The organism is Staphylococcus hsinchuensis (assembly GCF_038789205.1).
Lineage (GTDB): Bacteria > Bacillota > Bacilli > Staphylococcales > Staphylococcaceae > Staphylococcus > Staphylococcus hsinchuensis.
In genome coordinates this window covers 480,385-503,930 of record NZ_CP128355.1, presented here as the reverse complement: position 1 = coordinate 503,930, position 23,546 = coordinate 480,385, and the positions used below count along the sequence as shown (strand labels likewise).

The 23,546-nt window shown below is 36.6% G+C and carries 10 protein-coding genes and 3 pseudogenes; 8 read left to right on the top strand and 5 right to left on the bottom strand.

Going from position 1 to position 23,546, the window contains the following annotated elements; all coding sequences use genetic code 11:
• Positions 1-438: 438 nt before the first annotated feature.
• The 5 genes and pseudogenes from isaB to QQM35_RS02480 form a co-directional block, all read right to left on the bottom strand.
• The gene (isaB, locus tag QQM35_RS02500) at positions 439-924 is read right to left on the bottom strand and encodes an immunodominant staphylococcal antigen IsaB family protein (protein ID WP_340129205.1); all 486 of its coding nucleotides are present in this window, start codon (positions 922-924) and stop codon (positions 439-441) included.
• Positions 925-1,736: 812 nt separating this feature from the next.
• The gene (locus QQM35_RS02495) at positions 1,737-2,042 is read right to left on the bottom strand and encodes a hypothetical protein (protein ID WP_103301686.1); all 306 of its coding nucleotides are present in this window, start codon (positions 2,040-2,042) and stop codon (positions 1,737-1,739) included.
• A 1,016-nt stretch (positions 2,043-3,058) separates the two neighbouring features.
• A pseudogene (gene mobV / locus QQM35_RS11415) lies at positions 3,059-3,778 on the bottom strand (MobV family relaxase); the annotation flags it as partial.
• Positions 3,779-3,996: 218 nt separating this feature from the next.
• Complete coding sequence (locus QQM35_RS02485; protein ID WP_342610467.1) at positions 3,997-4,608, bottom strand: NDxxF motif lipoprotein; 612 nt, start codon at positions 4,606-4,608, stop codon at positions 3,997-3,999.
• 72 nt (positions 4,609-4,680) lie between these two features.
• A pseudogene (locus tag QQM35_RS02480) lies at positions 4,681-5,361 on the bottom strand (replication initiation factor domain-containing protein); the annotation flags it as partial.
• Between the two features lie 243 nt (positions 5,362-5,604).
• Here QQM35_RS02480 and QQM35_RS11410 point away from each other — a divergent pair.
• From QQM35_RS11410 to secA2, 8 genes and pseudogenes are all read left to right on the top strand, one after another.
• A pseudogene (locus QQM35_RS11410) lies at positions 5,605-5,745 on the top strand (KxYKxGKxW signal peptide domain-containing protein); the annotation flags it as partial.
• A 196-nt stretch (positions 5,746-5,941) separates the two neighbouring features.
• Positions 5,942-6,697 (top strand): hypothetical protein, encoded by a 756-nt coding sequence (locus QQM35_RS02475; protein WP_012818124.1) that lies wholly within the window; start codon positions 5,942-5,944, stop codon positions 6,695-6,697.
• A 2,042-nt stretch (positions 6,698-8,739) separates the two neighbouring features.
• Positions 8,740-16,170, top strand: coding sequence for an LPXTG cell wall anchor domain-containing protein (locus QQM35_RS11405; RefSeq protein ID WP_425356338.1), 7,431 nt, complete (start codon positions 8,740-8,742; stop codon positions 16,168-16,170).
• 137 nt (positions 16,171-16,307) lie between these two features.
• A complete protein-coding gene (gene secY2, locus QQM35_RS02465; protein WP_012818143.1) occupies positions 16,308-17,501 on the top strand; it encodes an accessory Sec system protein translocase subunit SecY2 in 1,194 nt (397 codons plus the stop codon).
• A gap of 13 nt (positions 17,502-17,514) precedes the next feature.
• Entirely contained in the window at positions 17,515-19,071 is a 1,557-nt protein-coding gene (gene asp1 / locus QQM35_RS02460) for an accessory Sec system protein Asp1 (RefSeq protein WP_002497257.1), read from the top strand.
• The gene (asp2, locus tag QQM35_RS02455) at positions 19,064-20,608 is read left to right on the top strand and encodes an accessory Sec system protein Asp2 (RefSeq protein WP_002437001.1); all 1,545 of its coding nucleotides are present in this window, start codon (positions 19,064-19,066) and stop codon (positions 20,606-20,608) included. The genes asp1 and asp2 overlap by 8 nt, the downstream gene beginning before the upstream one ends.
• A 1-nt stretch (position 20,609) precedes the next feature.
• Complete coding sequence (gene asp3, locus QQM35_RS02450) at positions 20,610-21,116, top strand: accessory Sec system protein Asp3 (protein ID WP_002496426.1); 507 nt, start codon at positions 20,610-20,612, stop codon at positions 21,114-21,116.
• Between the two features lie 21 nt (positions 21,117-21,137).
• Positions 21,138-23,528, top strand: a complete 2,391-nt coding sequence (gene secA2 / locus QQM35_RS02445) for an accessory Sec system translocase SecA2 (RefSeq protein WP_012818141.1) — start codon at positions 21,138-21,140, stop codon at positions 23,526-23,528.
• The last annotated feature ends 18 nt before the right edge of the window (positions 23,529-23,546 follow it).

Genomic DNA, 23,546 nt, shown 5'->3' with positions numbered 1-23,546 from the left:
CGTCAATCCTATAAATAGGATTGATTTTTTTACCCAAATCCTATTAATCCTATTACTTTTTAACTTTTTTATTATTCTATAAATATTTCTAAATGCTCTAAAAAGTATCTTAAAATTGCAATAAGAGTATTTAAAATTTAAATAGTTCTTGTGATAAAGTTTTTTTAAAAGTAGTGATTTAAATCGTGAAAATTATAAGTATTATTTTAGGGATTTTAGTTATTCTTTCTTAGTTATTTGCGATGAGAGAATATAGAAAAGGGAACGAAAAGACGGAAAAAGGGAAGTTAGTTATATTACTTGCTTGTTTGTTAACGATTATTATGACTTTAATGCGAATCTTTGATTAGACTATGCATTTGTTTTTATTCACTTTAAATAAAAAAACGTGAAGTAAGAGAACTTGCAACTTACCTCACGTTTTATACCTAAAATATCTTATTCACTCATAATTTGACATTTATTCACATAGCCATTATAAATATAAAATCTCACATCTTTATTACCAATTTTGTACTTATATACTTCACCCCATGCTGAAGTAGGAGAGTAAGAATTTGGTTGGCCATAATTTTGAGTTAAAGTATTTTTATTAATAGATTTTCCATCGAGAGAGAAGAAAACACCATTAGCTTTATTCTCAGATACACCATAAAGTGTTTGATCGTATAAATTTATTCGATTGTCACCGGTTGGATTCTTTGATATTTGATAGCCGTTGATAGTAAAATTATCGTATTTCAATGACTCTTTGAAATTTTTGTCTAATATAAATCCACTTTGATACGCAGTATAACCGTCATAATTATAATAAGGTTCAATAGACTCTTGCGCCTGTGCTTCCGTTGCATTAAATAGTTCGGGCGTTACAGAGAAACCCAAAACAATACCACTAGCTAGAACAATTTTAGAAAATTTCTTCATAAAAAACCCTCCTAATTATTTATAATTCATCTATCATTATTACAAAGATATCACGAAAATTCATCAATTATTACAAAATTATTACAAAAATATTACATAAAATTCATCTGAAGTTATCGCTTTATCAAATTCGAAATTTAAAACACCAACTCTTTTTTTCGTGACTATAATAGTTAAACTTTGTTTAATTATGAGTTCTTTTTATGTAGTGCCCATAGACAAATTGGGGTTCTGTTGCAAAGTTAAAAATCATGTAATATTTATACTGAAAAACGAAAAAAAATTAATACTAACAAAACTCTTTACTGTTAAAACAATATTTGCTTTTATAGTTTTGTATAGATGTGCATATAATTTTAACTTTGCAACAGAACCGTTTAATATCTAGATATACAAATTAAGAACAAAAACATCAACTGTTTTTCTTTAAGGTAAGTCGCTATCACAAACTTTGGCGAGGGAGTGAGCGACTTCTTTTTATTTTGATATTAATATAACACTATCAAAAGACTTGGTCTAATTAGATCAGGTCTTTTTTAGTACCAAAACTTATTACATAATCAAAATTAAAATTATCTATAAAGCAAGTTACATCAAGGAACTTAAAATCTGTCGGTACGGGAACTTAAATTTTGTTGCTTTATTCCAATTGCTTTATTGACGTTGAGCCTCGGAACCCTTAACAATCCCAAAACTTGTCGAATGGTCGGCTTAATAGCTCACGCTATGCCGACATTCGTCTGCAAGTTTAGTTAAGGGTTCTTCTCAACTTCAATAAATTTTCTCGGCATAAATGCGTCATTTAAAGCTAGTTAATCATCTATACTTAATTTAAAAATTTCTTCTTTCTTCTCAGTTAATTCTTTAAATATAATTTTCGGTTTTTTTTCAGAAAGCAATATGTCAAAAGCCTCATTATAGATAGCTTTCGCTTCTTTAGATTTAGATGTAGAAACTCTACTATAAATATTTCCTATCTCTTCAAGTAAACTAGCGCTTTTTTTATAGTAAACTAAGCCGTCTTTATTCGCTTCAAGGTCAACCAAACCATTTCTAATTCCATATTTTAAAGCGTAATAAAGTAAAATAGCCGAAAATATTATATATATAAATATCAAATTAATACCTCCTTTTTTAACAAACTTTATCACAAGAACTATTTAAATTTTAAATACCTGTTATAATATTAATATAGCAATGAGAAGTGACGGCTTCTCCTTCAGAAATCATCAATCAATGATTTCTTTTATAAGCGTTAATAAGGCTTTTAACGGATTAATTATTTCTGTTAAAAGCCTTATTTTTATCTATCCAAATCAAAACCTTTACCTTTGCCTTTACTACGCATCTTACTATTCTCAAATTGCATACGTTTCACTTCGTTATCTTTTCGTTGGAACATACGTTTATCATTGTCATCAACAATAACCATTTCTCTGTATTTATCTTTAAAATTACTTTTAACTTTATTATCAATCATATTAATCCCTTTATGATAAACATCTTCCCCAACTGCTTGTTTGATTATTTTACATCCACTTTTCACAAGACTTATATCTGATTTATGCTCTCTTATCACTTCATCACGTTCATTTGCTACTTTTTTATTTTGTTTCTTAAGTTTTGAATTTTCATCCTGTAAACGACTAATATGCTCTTTATCTTGCTTACGTTCTTTTCCTGAGTTTAATTCTGTGAATGTTGGTTCTAAACGAGCAGCTAACGCTGATCGTTGTTTAAGTATTTTATAATCATCTTCAGAAATAATTACCTTACCTGTTGGCTCTTTCTCTTTTGAAAATATACTCGGCTTTTTATATTCATGCTCATATTCGTCATTTATAGGCTCATTTAGGACTTTCACTAAATTTTGGTATTGTTCTTCTTCTTTTTCTTTATCAGCTCTTATTTGGTCTCTCAGTGCCTTCTCATGCTCTCTTTGCTCTTTATATTTCTCGATATCACTATCTATCTTCTCAAATGTGCTTATAAGGTCATCTTGTTTCTGTTTTAAATCATCTATTTTTCGAGACTCTTGAGCATTTTGATTATTTAATTCTTTCACTTTCTGTTTCAATTTCGGTATTTTAACTTTCTCCCAATCATCAACTTCATTTTTCATCTCGTCATATTGTTTTTTCATCGGTTGCAATTCTTCGTCATAATGTCTTAGCAATTTGTTCTTATCAGATACTTGTTTTTCAGCATGCGTAGCTAATCTTCTAGCTTTATTTTTCTCTTTCTCATGATATTGCGTTTCACTCTTATATCTTTCAACCTGCTTATGCTTACGCTCTGTTTTATGTTTGGATTCTCCACGCTCTAAATTATGCCCTTTATCATTCAAGTATTGATTAAATCTATCTTGAAATTCCGTTAAAGCTTTTTTATTCCCAACAACATCTTTAGCACTTAAACGACCATCATCTGTAATTGGCACAACACCATAATGCATATGTGGGGTTTTCTCGTCCATATGAACGGTTGCATAGAGTAAATTATCTTTTCCGTACTCATCTTCTAGAAATTGCTTTGAATCTTCAAAAAAGGCCTGTATTTGTTCTTGTGACTTAAAATCAAAAAATTCATTATCTGACGTAATAATGCCATCAACATGTTTAACTGCATCACTTCGTATTTTTCTATTGCCTGTATAATTTTCTTCAATTTTTTCATCAATCATCGAATTAAATTCAATCGGCTCATCATTAACTAAATCATAATTTAAATATGATTTTTCTAAATCTATATCTAAATTTTCATAGTTTTTATTTTCTCTTTGTACATGTTTTTGAATACCTGTTGTATTTGTTTTTCCTTTGACTTTAGCAACTCGAATTATGGAATAAGACATATTAAATTCCCTCCACTCATTATGTTTTTAAGGACTTTATTTCTATTAAGTATAAACACACTAGACTTATTTTATAAGTCGTTAAATCGTGTGCTCTGCGAGGCATGTTTTTGCTTACGCAAAAAATGGACTGAACAAGTCAGTCCATAAGTTCAAAACCGAAAACCCCAGCAACCAAAAATGGTGGTTGCTATATATTCATAAATTCTAAAAATAATTTATTTAAACGCCTTAGTTTTAATATTCTTATCTCTTAAGAATTTTTCTACTTCTTTTTGCTTCTTACCATTTACTTCTTTTTTATATTGTTTATTAATTCTATCTATTTTAGCTATATCTTTTGTTGATAGATTATCTGAATCAGAATTTTTATTTATTTTTTGAACTTGATTATTTAATTTTTTTAGATATTGATTAGAAGATGTTACATAATCCTTAGTTTTAAGAGAACCATCTTTATATCCCTTTGGTAAATCATTATTTTTTACATAGTTAGAAAAATTATTATCGTTCTTATTATTCATTTCAGTTAGATCGTTTAATTTTTTTAACTCGCTCTTATTCAATTTATCTTTACTACTTAAATGTTCTATATTCTTGAATAACGCATGATATGTATCTAAATATTCTGAGATACTACTTCTAATTTCTTTTTTACTAATTTTTTTATTATTTTCGTCAGATGAAAACACCTTTTTAGGTATTGTAGGTAGTTCATTTTTTTTATTCGAAGTTTCCTTTTTTGACGTTTCTCCAGAGTTACCACAAGCAGTTAAACCAAGTAATAAAAAGGAAATCACTACTAATATGAAAATCTTTTTTGCATTCATCTAAAAATCCCCTTTTTAAATATTTTCTTCTAAAAATAAATACTATCATAATATAGAACTAAAATAATTTAACTATTTCCAAAAACTAAAATCATGCTGCCAAAAATCAATCTGCTTTTGCAATTGTTTTTCGTTCGCTTTTAAAGTCGATTTCATTAATTCCGTTAAATCAATTGGAGATATTTCTCTAATCAATTTTTTAAATTTAGTCTTAGTATTCTTACTTAGCTTTCCCCACATACTTTCTTCATGCAACAAAGTATAAACCATAGCTTGCTCATTAATTTTTGCTAAAGTAGTCCACGCAGGTTTTAAAATATGTAAATCATTAAAACAATCATTCCAGTAATCAACCATATCTCTTTTTAATTCAACTTCTACACGCCATAGATGTTCAGACATAACTTCAACATCTGCATTATCTTTACGTTCTTGTTTTTTATTATAAATTCTAATAAATCTATCACTATCCCGAACGCCAAAATATTTTGTTTCTGGCTTGCCATTACGACCATAAAAAATAGTTTTCTTAACTGCTTTATCAGTCATTGCATAGTAATCGCTCAAATCATCTTCAAAATCAAAGGCTAAATCTAATCTTGTAAAACCGTCATCTTCCATGTAGTCGATAATATTTTGTTTTAACCAAAGCATTTCTTCATGTGTAAGTTTATTTGGATTAAATTCAACACGCATATTACGTCTATCCCACGCATCTGCTTTTACTTTGTCATACTCAATATAGACTTTTTGGTTCTGTTGCAAAGTTAAAAATCATGTAATATTTATACTGAAAAACGAAAAAAAATTAATACTAACAAAACTCTTTACTGTTAAAACAATATTTGCTTTTATAGTTTTGTATAGATGTGCATATAATTTTAACTTTGCAACAGAACCAATTGTACTACCATGTTTTTGATGTTAAAATCATACAAGTATTAAAAACAAAAAATTCAGATAATAAATCATTATACTGCAAGTAAATTTCAAGTAATGGAGGAAAATATGTCGAATAAAAACCAAAAATTAAATGAGAGTTTTGCAGAAGAAAAAGCGAGAGTGCGACTATACAAATCTGGAAAGAATTGGGTTAAAGCTGGAATTAGAGAAATACAACTAATGAGAGTGATGGGTTTACCTTTTGCAGGTCAAAAAGTGTCTATTGGTGAAGAATTGAATTCTCAAAAATCAAAATTCAAAAAAAATGCGTTGAAAACATCAGCTTTAGTAGGTGGAGCATTTACTTTCAACATGTTAAATAACCACGAAGTATTTGCTGCATCGGAAACACCTGTAACTTCTGAAATAAGTTCTAATAGTACTACCGTAGGTGATCAAACATCTACTACAGAAAGTAAAGACAGTACTGCAAGTACAGAAAGTAAAGACAGTACTGCAAGTACAGAAAGTAAAGACAGTACTGCAAGTACAGAAAGTAAAGACAGTACTGCAAGTACAGAAAGTAAAGACAGTACTGCAAGTACAGAAAGTAAAGACAGTACTGCAAGTACAGAAAGTAAAGACAGTACTGCAAGTACAGAAAGTAAAGACAGTACTGCAAGTACAGAAAGTAAAGACAGTACTGCAAGTACAGAAAGTAAAGACAGTGCTGCAAGTACAGAAAGTAAAGACAGTGCTGCAAGTACAGAAAGTAAAGACAGTGCTGCAAGTACAGAAAGTAAAGACAGTGCTGCAAGTACAGAAAGTAAAGACAGTGCTGCAAGTACAGAAAGTAAAGACAGTGCTGCAAGTACAGAAAGTAAAGACAGTGCTGCAAGTACAGAAAGTAAAGACAGTGCTGCAAGTACAGAAAGTAAAGACAGTACTGCAAGTACAGAAAGTAAAGACAGTACTGCAAGTACAGAAAGTAAAGACAGTACTGCAAGTACAGAAAGTAAAGACAGTACTGCAAGTACAGAAAGTAAAGACAGTACTGCAAGTACAGAAAGTAAAGACAGTGCTGCAAGTACAGAAAGTAAAGACAGTACTGCAAGTACAGAAAGTAAAGACAGTACTGCAAGTACAGAAAGTAAAGACAGTACTGCAAGTACAGAAAGTAAAGACAGTACTGCAAGTACAGAATTAGGATCATCTATAGTTCAAAGTAGCGATAATTCAACGAGTACTTCGACAACTCCATTACGTACATTTAGTAGGATGGCTGTAACTACATTCGCAGCAGCAGCAGCAACTTCAACAACAAATACTTATACAGGTGCAGGGACTGATACAAATTATAACATTCCAATTTATTATAAATTAACAACTGTTAATAATGGAACGTCTATGACTTTTACGTATACAGTTACTTATGATAATCCTGCTACTACGACGGTTGAAAAACCTACAGCATTGTCTAATAGTTATGCAATATACAACACAGGAACAACTTATCAACCGATGTTTACACTAGGCAGTGCATATGGAACACCTTCAACAGCGACAAGTTATATTACCGATTCAACAGGTGCTCAAGTTAGTAATCCAAGAGCAAACACAACTAATATAAACAAACAGGGTAGTGGATATACTTGGGCAAACGGCTACCAAATGAATGGATCCCAAGCTAAACAAGGATATGGTTTAACCACAACTTGGACAGTTCCTATCAATTCTAGTGGAGACACTTCTTTTACATTTAACCCATACTCTACATCTGTGACAGGTGGGACAAACTTCTTTAATGGTCAAAAAGTGACTGTAACAGATCCAACTAGTGCGTCAACAAGTACTGCAAACTCACAAAGCGCGTCAACAAGTACTGCGAACTCACAAAGCGCGTCAACAAGTACTGCGAACTCACAAAGTGCGTCAACAAGTACTGCGAACTCACAAAGTGCGTCAACAAGTACTGCGAACTCACAAAGTGCGTCAACAAGTACTGCGAACTCACAAAGCGCGTCAACAAGTACTGCGAACTCACAAAGCGCGTCAACAAGTACTGCGAACTCACAAAGTGCGTCAACAAGTACTGCGAACTCACAAAGTGCGTCAACAAGTACTGCGAACTCACAAAGCGCGTCAACAAGTACTGCGAACTCACAAAGTGCGTCAACAAGTACTGCGAACTCACAAAGTGCGTCAACAAGTACTGCGAACTCACAAAGTGCGTCAACAAGTACTGCGAACTCACAAAGCGCATCTGATTCAACATCAGTAAGTGCATCTGATTCAACATCAGTAAGCGCGAGCGATTCAACATCAGTAAGTGCATCAGACTCAGCGTCAACAAGCGCATCAGATTCAACATCAGTAAGTGCATCAGACTCAGCGTCAACAAGTGCATCAGATTCAGCGTCAGTAAGCGCGAGCGACTCAGCGTCAACAAGCGCATCAGATTCAGCGTCAGTAAGCGCAAGCGACTCAGCGTCAGTAAGTGCATCAGATAGTGCGTCACTAAGCACAAGCGTGTCTGATTCGAACTCAATGAGCGCATCTGATTCAACATCAGTAAGTGCGAGCGACTCAGCGTCAACAAGTACATCTGACTCAGCGTCAGTAAGTGCATCAGATAGTGCGTCACTAAGCACAAGCGTGTCTGATTCGAACTCAATGAGCGCATCTGATTCAACATCAGTAAGTGCGAGCGACTCAGCGTCAACAAGTACATCTGACTCAGCATCAGTAAGTGCGAGCGACTCAGCGTCAACAAGTACATCTGACTCAGCGTCAGTAAGTGCATCTGACTCAACATCAGTAAGTGCGAGCGATTCAACGTCAGTAAGTGCATCAGATAGTGCATCACTAAGCACAAGCGTGTCTGACTCAACATCAGTAAGTGCGAGCGATTCAACGTCAACAAGCGTGTCTGATTCGAACTCAATGAGCGCATCTGACTCAACATCAGTAAGCGCAAGCGATTCAGCGTCAGTAAGTGCGAGCGATTCAACGTCAACAAGCGCATCAGATTCAGCATCAACAAGTACATCAGATTCAGCATCAACAAGTGCATCTGACTCAGCGTCAACAAGTGCATCTGATTCAACATCAGTAAGTGCGAGCGATTCAACGTCAACAAGCGCATCAGATTCAGCATCAACAAGTACATCAGATTCAGCATCAACAAGTGCATCTGACTCAGCATCAGATAGTGCGTCACTAAGCACAAGCGTGTCTGATTCGAACTCAATGAGCGCATCTGATTCAACATCAGTAAGTGCGAGCGACTCAGCGTCAGTAAGTGCATCTGACTCAACATCAGTAAGTGCGAGCGATTCAACGTCAACAAGTGCATCTGACTCAGCATCAGTAAGTGCGAGCGATTCAACGTCAACAAGCGCATCAGATTCAGCATCAACAAGTACATCAGATTCAGCATCAACAAGTGCATCTGACTCAGCGTCAGTAAGCGCATCAGATAGTGCGTCACTAAGCACAAGCGTGTCTGATTCGAACTCAATGAGCGCATCAGATTCAGCATCAACAAGTGCATCTGACTCAGCATCAGATAGTGCGTCACTAAGCACAAGCGTGTCTGATTCGAACTCAATGAGCGCATCTGATTCAACATCAGTAAGTGCGAGCGACTCAGCGTCAACAAGTGCATCTGACTCAGCATCAGTAAGTGCGAGCGACTCAGCGTCAACAAGTACATCTGACTCAGCGTCAGTAAGCGCAAGCGACTCAGCGTCAACAAGCGCATCAGATTCAGCGTCAGTAAGCGCAAGCGACTCAGCGTCAGTAAGTGCATCAGATAGTGCGTCACTAAGCACAAGCGTGTCTGATTCGAACTCAATGAGCGCATCTGATTCAACATCAGTAAGTGCGAGCGACTCAGCGTCAACAAGTGCATCTGACTCAACATCAGTAAGTGCATCTGACTCAACATCAGTAAGCGCAAGCGATTCAGCGTCAGTAAGTGCGAGCGATTCAACGTCAACAAGCGCATCTGACTCAGCATCAGTAAGTGCGAGCGACTCAGCGTCAACAAGTACATCTGACTCAGCGTCAGTAAGCGCATCAGATAGTGCGTCACTAAGCACAAGCGCATCAGATTCAGCATCAACAAGTGCATCTGACTCAGCATCAACAAGCGCATCAGATTCAGCATCAGTAAGCGCAAGCGACTCAGCGTCAACAAGCGCATCAGATTCAGCGTCAGTAAGTGCATCAGATAGTGCGTCACTAAGCACAAGCGTGTCTGATTCGAACTCAATGAGCGCATCTGATTCAACATCAGTAAGTGCGAGCGACTCAGCGTCAACAAGTGCATCTGACTCAACATCAGTAAGTGCATCTGACTCAACATCAGTAAGTGCATCTGACTCAACATCAGTAAGTGCATCTGACTCAACATCAGTAAGCGCAAGCGATTCAGCGTCAGTAAGTGCGAGCGATTCAACGTCAACAAGTGCATCTGACTCAACATCAGTAAGTGCATCTGACTCAACATCAGTAAGCGCAAGCGATTCAGCGTCAGTAAGTGCGAGCGATTCAACGTCAACAAGCGCATCAGATTCAGCATCAACAAGTACATCAGATTCAGCATCAACAAGTGCATCTGACTCAGCGTCAGTAAGCGCATCAGATAGTGCGTCACTAAGCACAAGCGTGTCTGATTCGAACTCAATGAGCGCATCTGATTCAACATCAGTAAGTGCGAGCGACTCAGCGTCAACAAGTGCATCTGACTCAGCATCAGTAAGTGCGAGCGACTCAGCGTCAACAAGTACATCTGACTCAGCGTCAGTAAGCGCAAGCGACTCAGCGTCAACAAGCGCATCAGATTCAGCGTCAGTAAGCGCAAGCGACTCAGCGTCAGTAAGTGCATCAGATAGTGCGTCACTAAGCACAAGCGTGTCTGATTCGAACTCAATGAGCGCATCTGACTCAACATCAGTAAGCGCATCAGATAGTGCGTCACTAAGCACAAGCGCATCAGATTCAGCATCAACAAGTGCATCTGACTCAGCATCAACAAGCGCATCAGATTCAGCATCAGTAAGCGCAAGCGACTCAGCGTCAACAAGCGCATCAGATTCAGCGTCAGTAAGCGCAAGCGACTCAGCGTCAGTAAGTGCATCAGATAGTGCGTCACTAAGCACAAGCGTGTCTGATTCGAACTCAATGAGCGCATCTGATTCAACATCAGTAAGTGCGAGCGACTCAGCGTCAACAAGTGCATCTGACTCAGCATCAGTAAGTGCGAGCGACTCAGCGTCAACAAGTACATCTGACTCAGCGTCAGTAAGTGCATCTGACTCAACATCAGTAAGTGCGAGCGATTCAACGTCAACAAGTGCATCTGACTCAGCATCAGTAAGTGCGAGCGACTCAGCGTCAACAAGTACATCTGACTCAGCGTCAGTAAGCGCAAGCGACTCAGCGTCAGTAAGTGCATCAGATAGTGCGTCACTAAGCACAAGCGTGTCTGATTCGAACTCAATGAGCGCATCTGACTCAACATCAGTAAGCGCATCAGATAGTGCGTCACTAAGCACAAGCGTGTCTGATTCGAACTCAATGAGCGCATCTGACTCAACATCAGTAAGCGCATCAGATAGTGCGTCACTAAGCACAAGCGCATCAGATTCAGCATCAACAAGTGCATCTGACTCAGCATCAACAAGCGCATCAGATTCAGCATCAGTAAGCGCAAGCGACTCAGCGTCAACAAGCGCATCAGATTCAGCGTCAGTAAGCGCAAGCGACTCAGCGTCAGTAAGTGCATCAGATAGTGCGTCACTAAGCACAAGCGTGTCTGATTCGAACTCAATGAGCGCATCTGATTCAACATCAGTAAGTGCGAGCGACTCAGCGTCAACAAGCGCATCAGATTCAGCGTCAGTAAGCGCAAGCGACTCAGCGTCAGTAAGTGCATCAGATAGTGCGTCACTAAGCACAAGCGTGTCTGATTCGAACTCAATGAGCGCATCAGATTCAGCATCAACAAGTGCATCTGACTCAGCATCAGATAGTGCGTCACTAAGCACAAGCGTGTCTGATTCGAACTCAATGAGCGCATCTGATTCAACATCAGTAAGTGCGAGCGACTCAGCGTCAACAAGTGCATCTGACTCAGCATCAGTAAGTGCGAGCGACTCAGCGTCAACAAGTACATCTGACTCAGCGTCAGTAAGCGCAAGCGACTCAGCGTCAACAAGTGCATCTGACTCAGCATCAGATAGTGCGAGCGACTCAGCGTCAACAAGTGCATCTGACTCAACATCAGTAAGTGCATCTGACTCAACATCAGTAAGCGCAAGCGATTCAGCGTCAGTAAGTGCGAGCGATTCAACGTCAACAAGTGCATCTGACTCAGCATCAGTAAGTGCGAGCGATTCAATGTCAACAAGCGCATCAGATTCAGCATCAACAAGTGCATCTGACTCAGCATCAGATAGTGCGTCACTAAGCACAAGCGTGTCTGATTCGAACTCAATGAGCGCATCTGATTCAACATCAGTAAGTGCGAGCGACTCAGCGTCAACAAGTGCATCTGACTCAGCATCAGTAAGTGCGAGCGATTCAACGTCAACAAGCGCATCAGATTCAGCATCAACAAGCGCATCAGATTCAGCATCAACAAGTACATCAGATTCAGCATCAACAAGTGCATCTGACTCAGCGTCAGTAAGCGCATCAGATAGTGCGTCACTAAGCACAAGCGTGTCTGATTCGAACTCAATGAGCGCATCAGATTCAGCATCAACAAGTGCATCTGACTCAGCATCAGATAGTGCGTCACTAAGCACAAGCGTGTCTGATTCGAACTCAATGAGCGCATCTGATTCAACATCAGTAAGTGCGAGCGACTCAGCGTCAACAAGTGCATCTGACTCAGCATCAGTAAGTGCGAGCGACTCAGCGTCAACAAGTACATCTGACTCAGCGTCAGTAAGCGCAAGCGACTCAGCGTCAACAAGCGCATCAGATTCAGCGTCAGTAAGCGCAAGCGACTCAGCGTCAGTAAGTGCATCAGATAGTGCGTCACTAAGCACAAGCGTGTCTGATTCGAACTCAATGAGCGCATCTGACTCAACATCAGTAAGCGCATCAGATAGTGCGTCACTAAGCACAAGCGCATCAGATTCAGCATCAACAAGTGCATCTGACTCAGCATCAACAAGCGCATCAGATTCAGCATCAGTAAGCGCAAGCGACTCAGCGTCAACAAGCGCATCAGATTCAGCGTCAGTAAGCGCAAGCGACTCAGCGTCAGTAAGTGCATCAGATAGTGCGTCACTAAGCACAAGCGTGTCTGATTCGAACTCAATGAGCGCATCTGACTCAACATCAGTAAGCGCATCAGATAGTGCGTCACTAAGCACAAGCGCATCAGATTCAGCATCAACAAGTGCATCTGACTCAGCATCAACAAGCGCATCAGATTCAGCATCAGTAAGCGCAAGCGACTCAGCGTCAACAAGCGCATCAGATTCAGCGTCAGTAAGCGCAAGCGACTCAGCGTCAGTAAGTGCATCAGATAGTGCGTCACTAAGCACAAGCGTGTCTGATTCGAACTCAATGAGCGCATCTGATTCAACATCAGTAAGTGCGAGCGACTCAGCGTCAACAAGTGCATCTGACTCAACATCAGTAAGTGCATCTGACTCAACATCAGTAAGCGCAAGCGATTCAGCGTCAGTAAGTGCGAGCGATTCAACGTCAACAAGTGCATCTGACTCAGCATCAGTAAGTGCGAGCGATTCAATGTCAACAAGCGCATCAGATTCAGCATCAACAAGTGCATCTGACTCAGCATCAGATAGTGCGTCACTAAGCACAAGCGTGTCTGATTCGAACTCAATGAGCGCATCTGATTCAACATCAGTAAGTGCGAGCGACTCAGCGTCAACAAGTGCATCTGACTCAGCATCAGTAAGTGCGAGCGATTCAACGTCAACAAGCGCATCAGATTCAGCATCAACAAGCGCATCAGATTCAGCATCAACAAGTACATCAGATTCAGCATCAACAAGTGCATCTGACTCAGCGTCAGTAAGCGCATCAGATAGTGCGTCACTAAGCACAAGCGTGTCTGATTCGAACTCAATGAGCGCATCAGATTCAGCATCAACAAGTGCATCTGACTCAGCATCAGATAGTGCGTCACTAAGCACAAGCGTGTCTGATTCGAACTCAATGAGCGCATCTGATTCAACATCAGTAAGTGCGAGCGACTCAGCGTCAACAAGTGCATCTGACTCAGCATCAGTAAGTGCGAGCGACTCAGCGTCAACAAGTACATCTGACTCAGCGTCAGTAAGCGCAAGCGACTCAGCGTCAACAAGCGCATCAGATTCAGCGTCAGTAAGCGCAAGCGACTCAGCGTCAGTAAGTGCATCAGATAGTGCGTCACTAAGCACAAGCGTGTCTGATTCGAACTCAATGAGCGCATCTGACTCAACATCAGTAAGCGCATCAGATAGTGCGTCACTAAGCACAAGCGCATCAGATTCAGCATCAACAAGTGCATCTGACTCAGCATCAACAAGCGCATCAGATTCAGCATCAGTAAGCGCAAGCGACTCAGCGTCAACAAGCGCATCAGATTCAGCGTCAGTAAGCGCAAGCGACTCAGCGTCAGTAAGTGCATCAGATAGTGCGTCACTAAGCACAAGCGTGTCTGATTCGAACTCAATGAGCGCATCTGATTCAACATCAGTAAGTGCGAGCGACTCAGCGTCAACAAGTGCATCTGACTCAACATCAGTAAGTGCATCTGACTCAACATCAGTAAGCGCAAGCGATTCAGCGTCAGTAAGTGCGAGCGATTCAACGTCAACAAGCGCATCTGACTCAGCATCAGTAAGTGCGAGCGACTCAGCGTCAACAAGTACATCTGACTCAGCGTCAGTAAGCGCATCAGATAGTGCGTCACTAAGCACAAGCGCATCAGATTCAGCATCAACAAGTGCATCTGACTCAGCATCAACAAGCGCATCAGATTCAGCATCAGTAAGCGCAAGCGACTCAGCGTCAACAAGCGCATCAGATTCAGCGTCAGTAAGTGCATCAGATAGTGCGTCACTAAGCACAAGCGTGTCTGATTCGAACTCAATGAGCGCATCTGATTCAACATCAGTAAGTGCGAGCGACTCAGCGTCAACAAGTGCATCTGACTCAACATCAGTAAGTGCATCTGACTCAACATCAGTAAGTGCATCTGACTCAACATCAGTAAGTGCATCTGACTCAACATCAGTAAGCGCAAGCGATTCAGCGTCAGTAAGTGCGAGCGATTCAACGTCAACAAGTGCATCTGACTCAACATCAGTAAGTGCATCTGACTCAACATCAGTAAGCGCAAGCGATTCAGCGTCAGTAAGTGCGAGCGATTCAACGTCAACAAGCGCATCAGATTCAGCATCAACAAGTACATCAGATTCAGCATCAACAAGTGCATCTGACTCAGCGTCAGTAAGCGCATCAGATAGTGCGTCACTAAGCACAAGCGTGTCTGATTCGAACTCAATGAGCGCATCTGATTCAACATCAGTAAGTGCGAGCGACTCAGCGTCAACAAGTGCATCTGACTCAGCGTCAGTAAGCGCATCAGATAGTGCGTCACTAAGCACAAGCGCATCAGATTCAGCATCAACAAGTGCATCTGACTCAGCATCAACAAGCGCATCAGATTCAGCATCAGTAAGCGCAAGCGACTCAGCGTCAACAAGCGCATCAGATTCAGCGTCAGTAAGCGCAAGCGACTCAGCGTCAGTAAGTGCATCAGATAGTGCGTCACTAAGCACAAGCGTGTCTGATTCGAACTCAATGAGCGCATCTGATTCAACATCAGTAAGTGCGAGCGACTCAGCGTCAACAAGTGCATCTGACTCAGCATCAGTAAGTGCGAGCGACTCAGCGTCAACAAGTACATCTGACTCAGCGTCAGTAAGTGCATCTGACTCAACATCAGTAAGTGCGAGCGATTCAACGTCAACAAGTGCATCTGACTCAGCGTCAACAAGCGCATCAGATAGTGCGTCACTAAGCACAAGCGCAAGCGACTCAGCGTCAGTAAGTGCATCTGACTCAACATCAGTAAGCGCAAGCGACTCAGCGTCAACAAGTGCATCTGACTCAGCGTCAGTAAGCGCATCAGATAGTGCGTCACTAAGCACAAGCGCATCAGATTCAGCGTCAACAAGTACATCAGATTCAGCATCAACAAGTGCAAGCGATTCAGCGTCAGTAAGTGCATCAGATAGTGCATCACTAAGCACAAGCGTGTCTGACTCAACATCAGTAAGTGCGAGCGATTCAACGTCAACAAGCGTGTCTGATTCGAACTCAATGAGCGCATCTGATTCAACATCAGTAAGCGCAAGCGACTCAGCGTCAACAAGTACATCTGACTCAGCGTCAGTAAGTGCATCAAATGTCACTTCGAATGCAACTTCTAATAGTGCATCAACTGGAGAAAGTACAAACTCATCTAATGTAGTGCAACAATCAAATCATAAAGATAATAGTGATGAGAACAAAGAACTTCCTGAAACCGGTAATAGCAATGACGCTAATAATACAAATGTATTAATGGGAGCTGTTCTTTCATTACTTGCTGGATTAGGTTTAATGAAGAGATCACGTAAAAACAAAGAAGATAAAAAATAACAATAGATTTTAATCTATAATAATATGAAGTAAAACAAAGAGGCTAAGACATAATATTGAGTTTACGTGATAGTAAATCAACTATGTTTTTAGCCTCTTTGCACTCATATTAAAATTTAAGAATTTTAGGTGAAAAAATGTTAAGAAATAAAGAATTCAAAGTTTTGCATAAAAGAATTATTTTTACAATACTCATTCTTGTCATATACATACTAGGAAGTAATATTTCTATAATTGGTAATGAATCAATTAAATTTAACCATGACAGTTTTTTTAAATTAGCTATTTCAAACGTCGGTGGAGATTTAAACTCATTGAATGTATTTTCATTGGGGTTAGGCCCATGGTTAACAGCAATGATTATTATCATGTTATTCAACTATAGAAATGTAGATAATATTGTTAAGCAGACTCGTTCTGAAAAGCAAATAAAGGAAAGACTATTAACAATACTCATAGCAACGATACAAGCATATTATGTTATCCATACCTATGTTCAGAATAATATAATACAGAGCACAAATATTCTGTTACTTGTATTAGTTTTACTAACAGGGACATTATTTTTGGTCTGGTTGGCTGATCAAAATACTACTTATGGAATTGGTGGACCAATGCCAATTGTATTAATGAGTTTAATAAAATCGTTATTTCATCAACAATTATCTAATATAAATATAACAACAACATTATTTATTGTGATTGGTTTATTAATTATAGCGATGCTAATACTTCTCTATATAGAATTATCAGAGTATCGGATTCATTATAAAGATATAATGAACATGGCTACACAAAATTCACATTCATATCTTGCCTGGAAATTAAATCCAGCAGGAAGTATGTCTATAATGATAAGTTTATCTTTGTTTCTATTGTTAAATAGTGCTATTAACTTAATTGGAAACTTACTTCTGAATAAGGAAATGAATGTAGCAATTTTTGGTTTTGATAATCCTGTAGGTATTACAGTATATATTGTAATACAAATCATTTTTGGATACTTACTATCTAGATTTTTGATTAATACTAAAAGGAAATCTAAAGAATTTTTAAAAAATGGAAATTACTTTGTAGGTATTAACCCTGGTGAAGAAACTGAGCGATATTTAAATAAAAAAGCAAGAAGAATTTGCTGGTTTGGTTCAATTACAGTGACATTGATTTTAGCAGTGCCCTTGTATTGTTCATTATTGATTCCAGAGCTTTCAAAAGAAATATATTTTTCAATACAACTTATTGTATTAATTTATATTGGTATAAGTATAACCGAAACATTAAGAGCATATTCTTATTTTGATAGATATAAAAGCATATTAGACAAATATTAGGGAGGAATTTTTAATGAGATATTTTATACCGGCGTGGTATAGTAGACAAAACTTGTGGAAAGACCATACCCTCCCCTTCTATTATAAGCCGGATAAAACAGAGTTTGATGACATGATTAGCTTAATGTCTATGCATAAGAAAAATGGTTATAAATATAAGGTGCTAGTATTAAATTATTCACCTAATTTAAGGTTGTTTTTACATAGACACGATTTATTTGAAAGTGATTATTGGTCTGTTTTTGATGTGTTACAAAGTGCTCCAAACACATTACCTAGAGCTATTGATTATTTAGATTTGAACTGGCCTAAAGACACAGAGTTTGTATATTCACCGTTTATGGTAGAAGCAGTTATAAGCGAAAATACGTATTCTCAAGTTACGTTTAATCAAGAGGGATATGTACTTCATATACATGAATATGAAAATGGATTGCAACAACAAAAGATGATATTTGACGATAGAGGATTTATATCTTCAATTATTAAATATGAAAATGATAATGAGGTTAAACAAACTTATTTAAATGTATTGGGTGAAAAGATACTAACTGAGGACTTAATAACAGGAGAAGTATTAGTTAATAATACAGTTAAAAACTTATTAGACCATAGTAAATATTTGAATATGTTGGAAATAATAGAAGAGATTGTTGAAAAATTTTATAAAGATCAAATAACATTATCAGACAATTTTATTGCTGCTTCTGATGAAAGACATAATCAGTTAATCACACGTTATTTTGAAGCAAATCAATTATGTTTTTCTCTATTTTCAAATAGAAATAGAGAAATAACGCCACATTTAATTCACTCCATGCAACCTGCAAAAAGTTGCTTAGTTGACACAAAAGAAAATGAAAGAGAATGTAATCTTATTGCTAATAACAATTCAATTGACATGAAAGTGTCTAGAATTACACCCTTTGATACTGAAAAAATACCAAATATAAGTTCACAGTTATATAATGTGCATATTGGTTTTTGGATATATAATTTATCAAGAGATGTAGTAGAGACTACAATAAATCAATTATATAATTATATAAAAAATAAAGAAAACTATAAAGTTACTATTTTAATGAAAGATATAACAAGCAAAACGCCGAAATGGTTATCAGACATAGTAAAAGAAAAAAATGAATTATATAATGAAGAACAAAAAACTTTAAGTGAAGAAATGGCTGATGTGTTAGAAGAAGAAATAGAATTTATAGAAATAATTAAAATTGAATCAGTCCTATTTGAAGAAGATTTAATTAGAACAATGTCACAATTAAGAGTAGTTATAGATTTGGGTGATGAACCGGATTTATATCTACAAATTAGCGCAATAAGTGCAGGAGTACCTCAAATTAATATGATAGAAACGGATTATGTGACACCTAATGTAAACGGGTTAATAATACCAAGTTCATCTAATATTACACAGGCACTAGATTACTTCTTACTAAGTTTGAAAAACTGGAATTATTCTTATGCATCTTCCATAAAATTAGTAGATGAATTTAGTTCGACTAAGATAATAAGAGAAGTGGACCGTTTGATAAAAGGAGAGTTACATGGTTAGAAAATTTAACATATTGCAAATCGGCGGAGAAGATTTAGAACCTATTTTCCATGATAAAAAAAACGTGTACATCGATTATCTTGATCCAATACTATTTACATTTGAAAGTGGATATGAAGAAGCAATTGAAAATTTAATAGATGAAATTGGTTCCTTTAATTTAGTATTTATTCAAACAACGTATTCTCAAGAATTGATGAAAGTTATTGAATTAGTAGGAGAGCCATATACGATTTATGTAGATGAAAAATACTGGGATTTTCAATTTGAAAATGATCCTCGAGTAAAATATAAATTTATTAAACCATTACTTTATAAATCAACAGATGAGTTGCATCATAAATTAAAAGCGGGTGCTTTTACTAAGCAATACGGAGATAAAGTCTTTCCAATTAAAGGAGAGGTAAGTCCTAGTTTTGAAGGAGAATTTGAATACTTAGGTAACAAGGAGCTCGTTTTATCTGGAGATTTTGGGGAGTCGTATACTCCAATTGTTAGCTGGAACCAAAATTTAGTTTATGATAAGAATATGATGGTACAATTATGGCCAGAATTTTTTGTAGAGGGAAATGTTGATATCCAATATGTCATTAGATTAATCCCATTTGGCTCATTAGAACATACAAAAGATGTTATAACCGTAACAAAGGATGATTTAAAACAACCTTTGGAATTGATGCCAAGACCTTATGATGCAAACATTTCTATAGTGGTAAAAGCTAAGGGGACGGGTGTTGTACATCTTAGGGCAATCCATAAACGTTGGTCTCGTGCAGAAATGGGCCAATTTATAATGGGTGGTCAACGTTATAACGATGAAAATGGCGAAGAGTTTATACACTATTTCAATCCTGGTGATTTAAAGCCTCCACTAAATGTATATTTTAGTGGGTATCGTTCAGCAGAAGGGTTTGAAGGATATTTTATGATGAACAGTCTAGAAGCCCCATTTCTACTTATTGGAGATCCTAGAATCGAAGGTGGATCCTTTTATCTTGGCTCTGAAACCTATGAAAATAACATAAAAAAAATTATTAAAGAAGCATTGGAATATTTAAATTTTAAAGAAGATGATTTGATATTATCTGGATTGTCGATGGGATCATTTGGCGCATTATACTATGGTTCACAATTAACCCCAAGAGCTGTGATTGTTGGTAAACCTTTAGTTAATATTGGTAGAATTGCTGAAAATATGAAACTAAAACGACCCAATGATTTTGGAACGGCACTAGACATTTTGATGTCACAAGCAGGCACATTTAGTAAACAAAATATCAATCATTTGAATAAGCGTTTTTGGGAAAAATTTAAGCAAAATGAAGTTGAAAATACTACTTTTGCTATCGCATATATGCAAAATGATGATTATGATGATATAGCTTTTGATGATTTAATGTCTTTGCTAGGAGAATCCAGAACACATGTCATGACACGTGGCGTTCCTGGTAGACATAATGATGATTCGGCAACTATAACAAGTTGGTTTGTAAACTTTTATCATATTATTTTAAATAATCAATTCGGGAGAGAGTAATATGAACCAAAACAATCGATTTGATATCACCTGGACAAAGATACATAAAAGTACTTTTATGTATGGAACTAAGCTAAAATTTAAGAACAATTTTGTCAGCATGGACAATTCGTTGATGCCCTCAGGAATGGTGATACATGAATGGAACATGTTATCAAGTTATACAACAAATAAACAAGTGCCTTCATTACCACTATTGAAAAAAGGGAACAATTATAAAATTAATTTTGATTATGATGTCACACCTGAAAGATCAGTGTATTTTAAAATTGTTTTATCTAAAAAGAATGGTGAAAAAATTAAAACTATGATTATCGAAGATGATGATATTGAGTTTAAATATCCAAAAGATGCCTATTCTTATAAGATTGAATTAATGAATGCTGGATTTCAGCATTTACAATTTCGCCGAATTATTATTGAAGACCAACATATAGAGAACAGTCACTCAACTATATCAACTGATATTAGTGAAATGATAGATAAAATCAGACACAATAAAGTATAAAATTCAGAAAGAGGTGTCATAATGACAGGTAAATTTGATAATACTATTAATAAGATGCGGTTAAAAAAACTAAATAAAACATTAAATAGTATCAATAAAATGAGTCATGTTTTTTCTGAATATACTGATGAAGCATTAAAAGCAAAAACTCAAGAATTTAAAAAGAGAATAATGGAGTCTAAAGCGACTTTAGATCAAATTTTGCCAGAAGCATATGCTGTTGTAAGAGAATCTGCCTACCGTGTACTAGGCATGTACCCCAAAGATGTGCAAGTGCTAGGAGCTATAGTAATGCATCAGGGAAATATAGCAGAAATGCAAACCGGAGAAGGCAAAACGCTAACTGCAACGATGCCCTTATATTTAAATGCATTAACAGGTAAAAGAGCATTTTTAATTACGACTAATGATTACTTAGCCAAAAGAGATTGCATGGAAATGAAACCATTGTATGAATGGTTAGGCTTAACTGCATCATTGGGATTTATAGACATTCCAGATTATGAATATGAAGCTGGTGAAAAGCAAAATCTATATGCACATGACATCATTTATACTACAAATGGGCGTTTGGGCTTTGATTATCTTACAGATAATTTAGCAGATCACAAACGTACTAAATTTTTACCTGAATTACAGTTTGCAATTCTAGATGAAGTTGATTCAATCATTTTAGATGCAGCACAAACACCACTCGTTATATCTGGTGCACCACGATTACAATCTAATTTATTTGATATTGTAAAAGAATTTGTACATACTCTTAAAGATGGGCAACATTTTAAACTAGACAAAAATAAAAAAGAAATTTGGCTAACAAAACAGGGTATTGATAAAGCAAGTAACTACTTTAAAGTTCATCATTTGTATGATGAAATTAATTTTGATTTGGTCCGTATTATCAATTTATCACTGAGAGCAAAGTATTTATTTGATTACAATTTAGATTATTTAGTATCAAATGGAGAGATTGTGTTGATTGATAGGATTACAGGTCGAATGCTTCCAGGTACAAAATTACAGTCAGGTTTGCATCAAGCAATTGAAGCTAAGGAAGACGTTGAATTATCCATTGATAAGAGTGTGATGGCTACAATTACATTTCAAAACTTATTTAAACTCTTTGACAAATTTGCAGGAATGACTGGAACAGGCAAACAAGGAGAAAAGGAGTTTTTTGAGTTATATTCGAAAATCGTAGTTGAGATTCCCACTGACAAACCTATTCAGAGACAAGATTTAGAAGATAGAGTATTCGCAAATATGGAAGAAAAAAACCAAGCTATCATTGATTTTGTGGTTGAAAAACATAAAAAATCTCAGCCAGTTCTTTTGATAACTAGAACTGCAGAAGCAGCTGAATATTTTTCAGCTAATCTATTCCAATTAGATATACCTAATAACTTATTAATTGCTCAAAATGTTTCTAAAGAAGCTCAAATGATTTCGGAAGCAGGCAATAGAGCAGCAGTCACTGTGGCTACAAGTATGGCAGGACGTGGTACAGATATTAAATTAGCAGAAGGAGTTCATGAAATTGGTGGTTTAGCAGTCATCATTAACGAACATATGGAAAATAGTCGTGTAGATAGACAGTTAAGAGGGCGTTCTGGTCGTCAAGGTGACCCAGGGGTATCTCAAATATTTGTTTCATTAGATGATTACATTGTTAAAAAATGGAGTCAATCTAAAATGATAGAGAACGACAAGTTGAAAAAAATTAATAGTGAAATTTTAGAAAATAGTAAGATTTTCCAAATGAAAGTTAATAACATTGTAAACAAAGCACAGACTGTTTCAGAAGAGACATCTATTGTTCAACGTGAGATGGCTAATGAATTTGAAAAAAGCATTAGTGTACAAAGAGATTTAATTTATAAAGAAAGAGACCGTATTTTAGATATGGTTGACAAAAACCAATTTGATTATAAGCAATTAGCTAAGGATGTTTTTAGAAACGATTTAAAAAAATTTAATATAAATGATAAAAAAGACATAATTAGCTATATCTATAAAAATCTATCTTTCAACTTTGAATCGAATAATGTAAAGATAGATGTATTTAACCAAGAGGCAATTGTTAACTTTTTAATACAACATTTTATACATCAATTTGAGGATAATCAAAAGAAAGCATCAGATCCATATTTCATATTACGCTACATACAAAAATCAATTATTAAAGCAATCGATATGGCATGGATTGAACAAGTAGATTATCTTCAACAACTAAAATCTAACGTTAATAATCGTCAAAATGGCCAAAGAAATGCCATATATGAATACCATAAAGTTGCATTAGAATCATATGAAATTATGACTATGAAATTAAAGCGAAATATTATAAGGAATTTGTGTTTAAGTATTATTACATTTGATAAACATGGAGATCTTGTGATTTATTTCCCATAACATATAGGGGGGGGTACG

Excerpts from the sequence above, each read along its gene's own strand:
- asp1 (WP_002497257.1), top strand. The coding sequence starts at position 17,515 with ATGAGATATTTTATACCGGCGTGGTATAGTAGACAAAACTTGTGGAAA.
- secY2 (WP_012818143.1), top strand. The coding sequence starts at position 16,308 with ATGTTAAGAAATAAAGAATTCAAAGTTTTGCATAAAAGAATTATTTTT.
- secA2 (WP_012818141.1), top strand. The coding sequence starts at position 21,138 with ATGACAGGTAAATTTGATAATACTATTAATAAGATGCGGTTAAAAAAA.
- QQM35_RS02485 (WP_342610467.1), bottom strand. The coding sequence starts at position 4,608 with ATGAATGCAAAAAAGATTTTCATATTAGTAGTGATTTCCTTTTTATTA.
- asp3 (WP_002496426.1), top strand. The coding sequence starts at position 20,610 with ATGAACCAAAACAATCGATTTGATATCACCTGGACAAAGATACATAAA.
- asp2 (WP_002437001.1), top strand. The coding sequence starts at position 19,064 with ATGGTTAGAAAATTTAACATATTGCAAATCGGCGGAGAAGATTTAGAA.
- QQM35_RS11405 (WP_425356338.1), top strand. The coding sequence starts at position 8,740 with ATGAGCGCATCTGATTCAACATCAGTAAGTGCGAGCGACTCAGCGTCA.
- isaB (WP_340129205.1), bottom strand. The coding sequence starts at position 924 with ATGAAGAAATTTTCTAAAATTGTTCTAGCTAGTGGTATTGTTTTGGGT.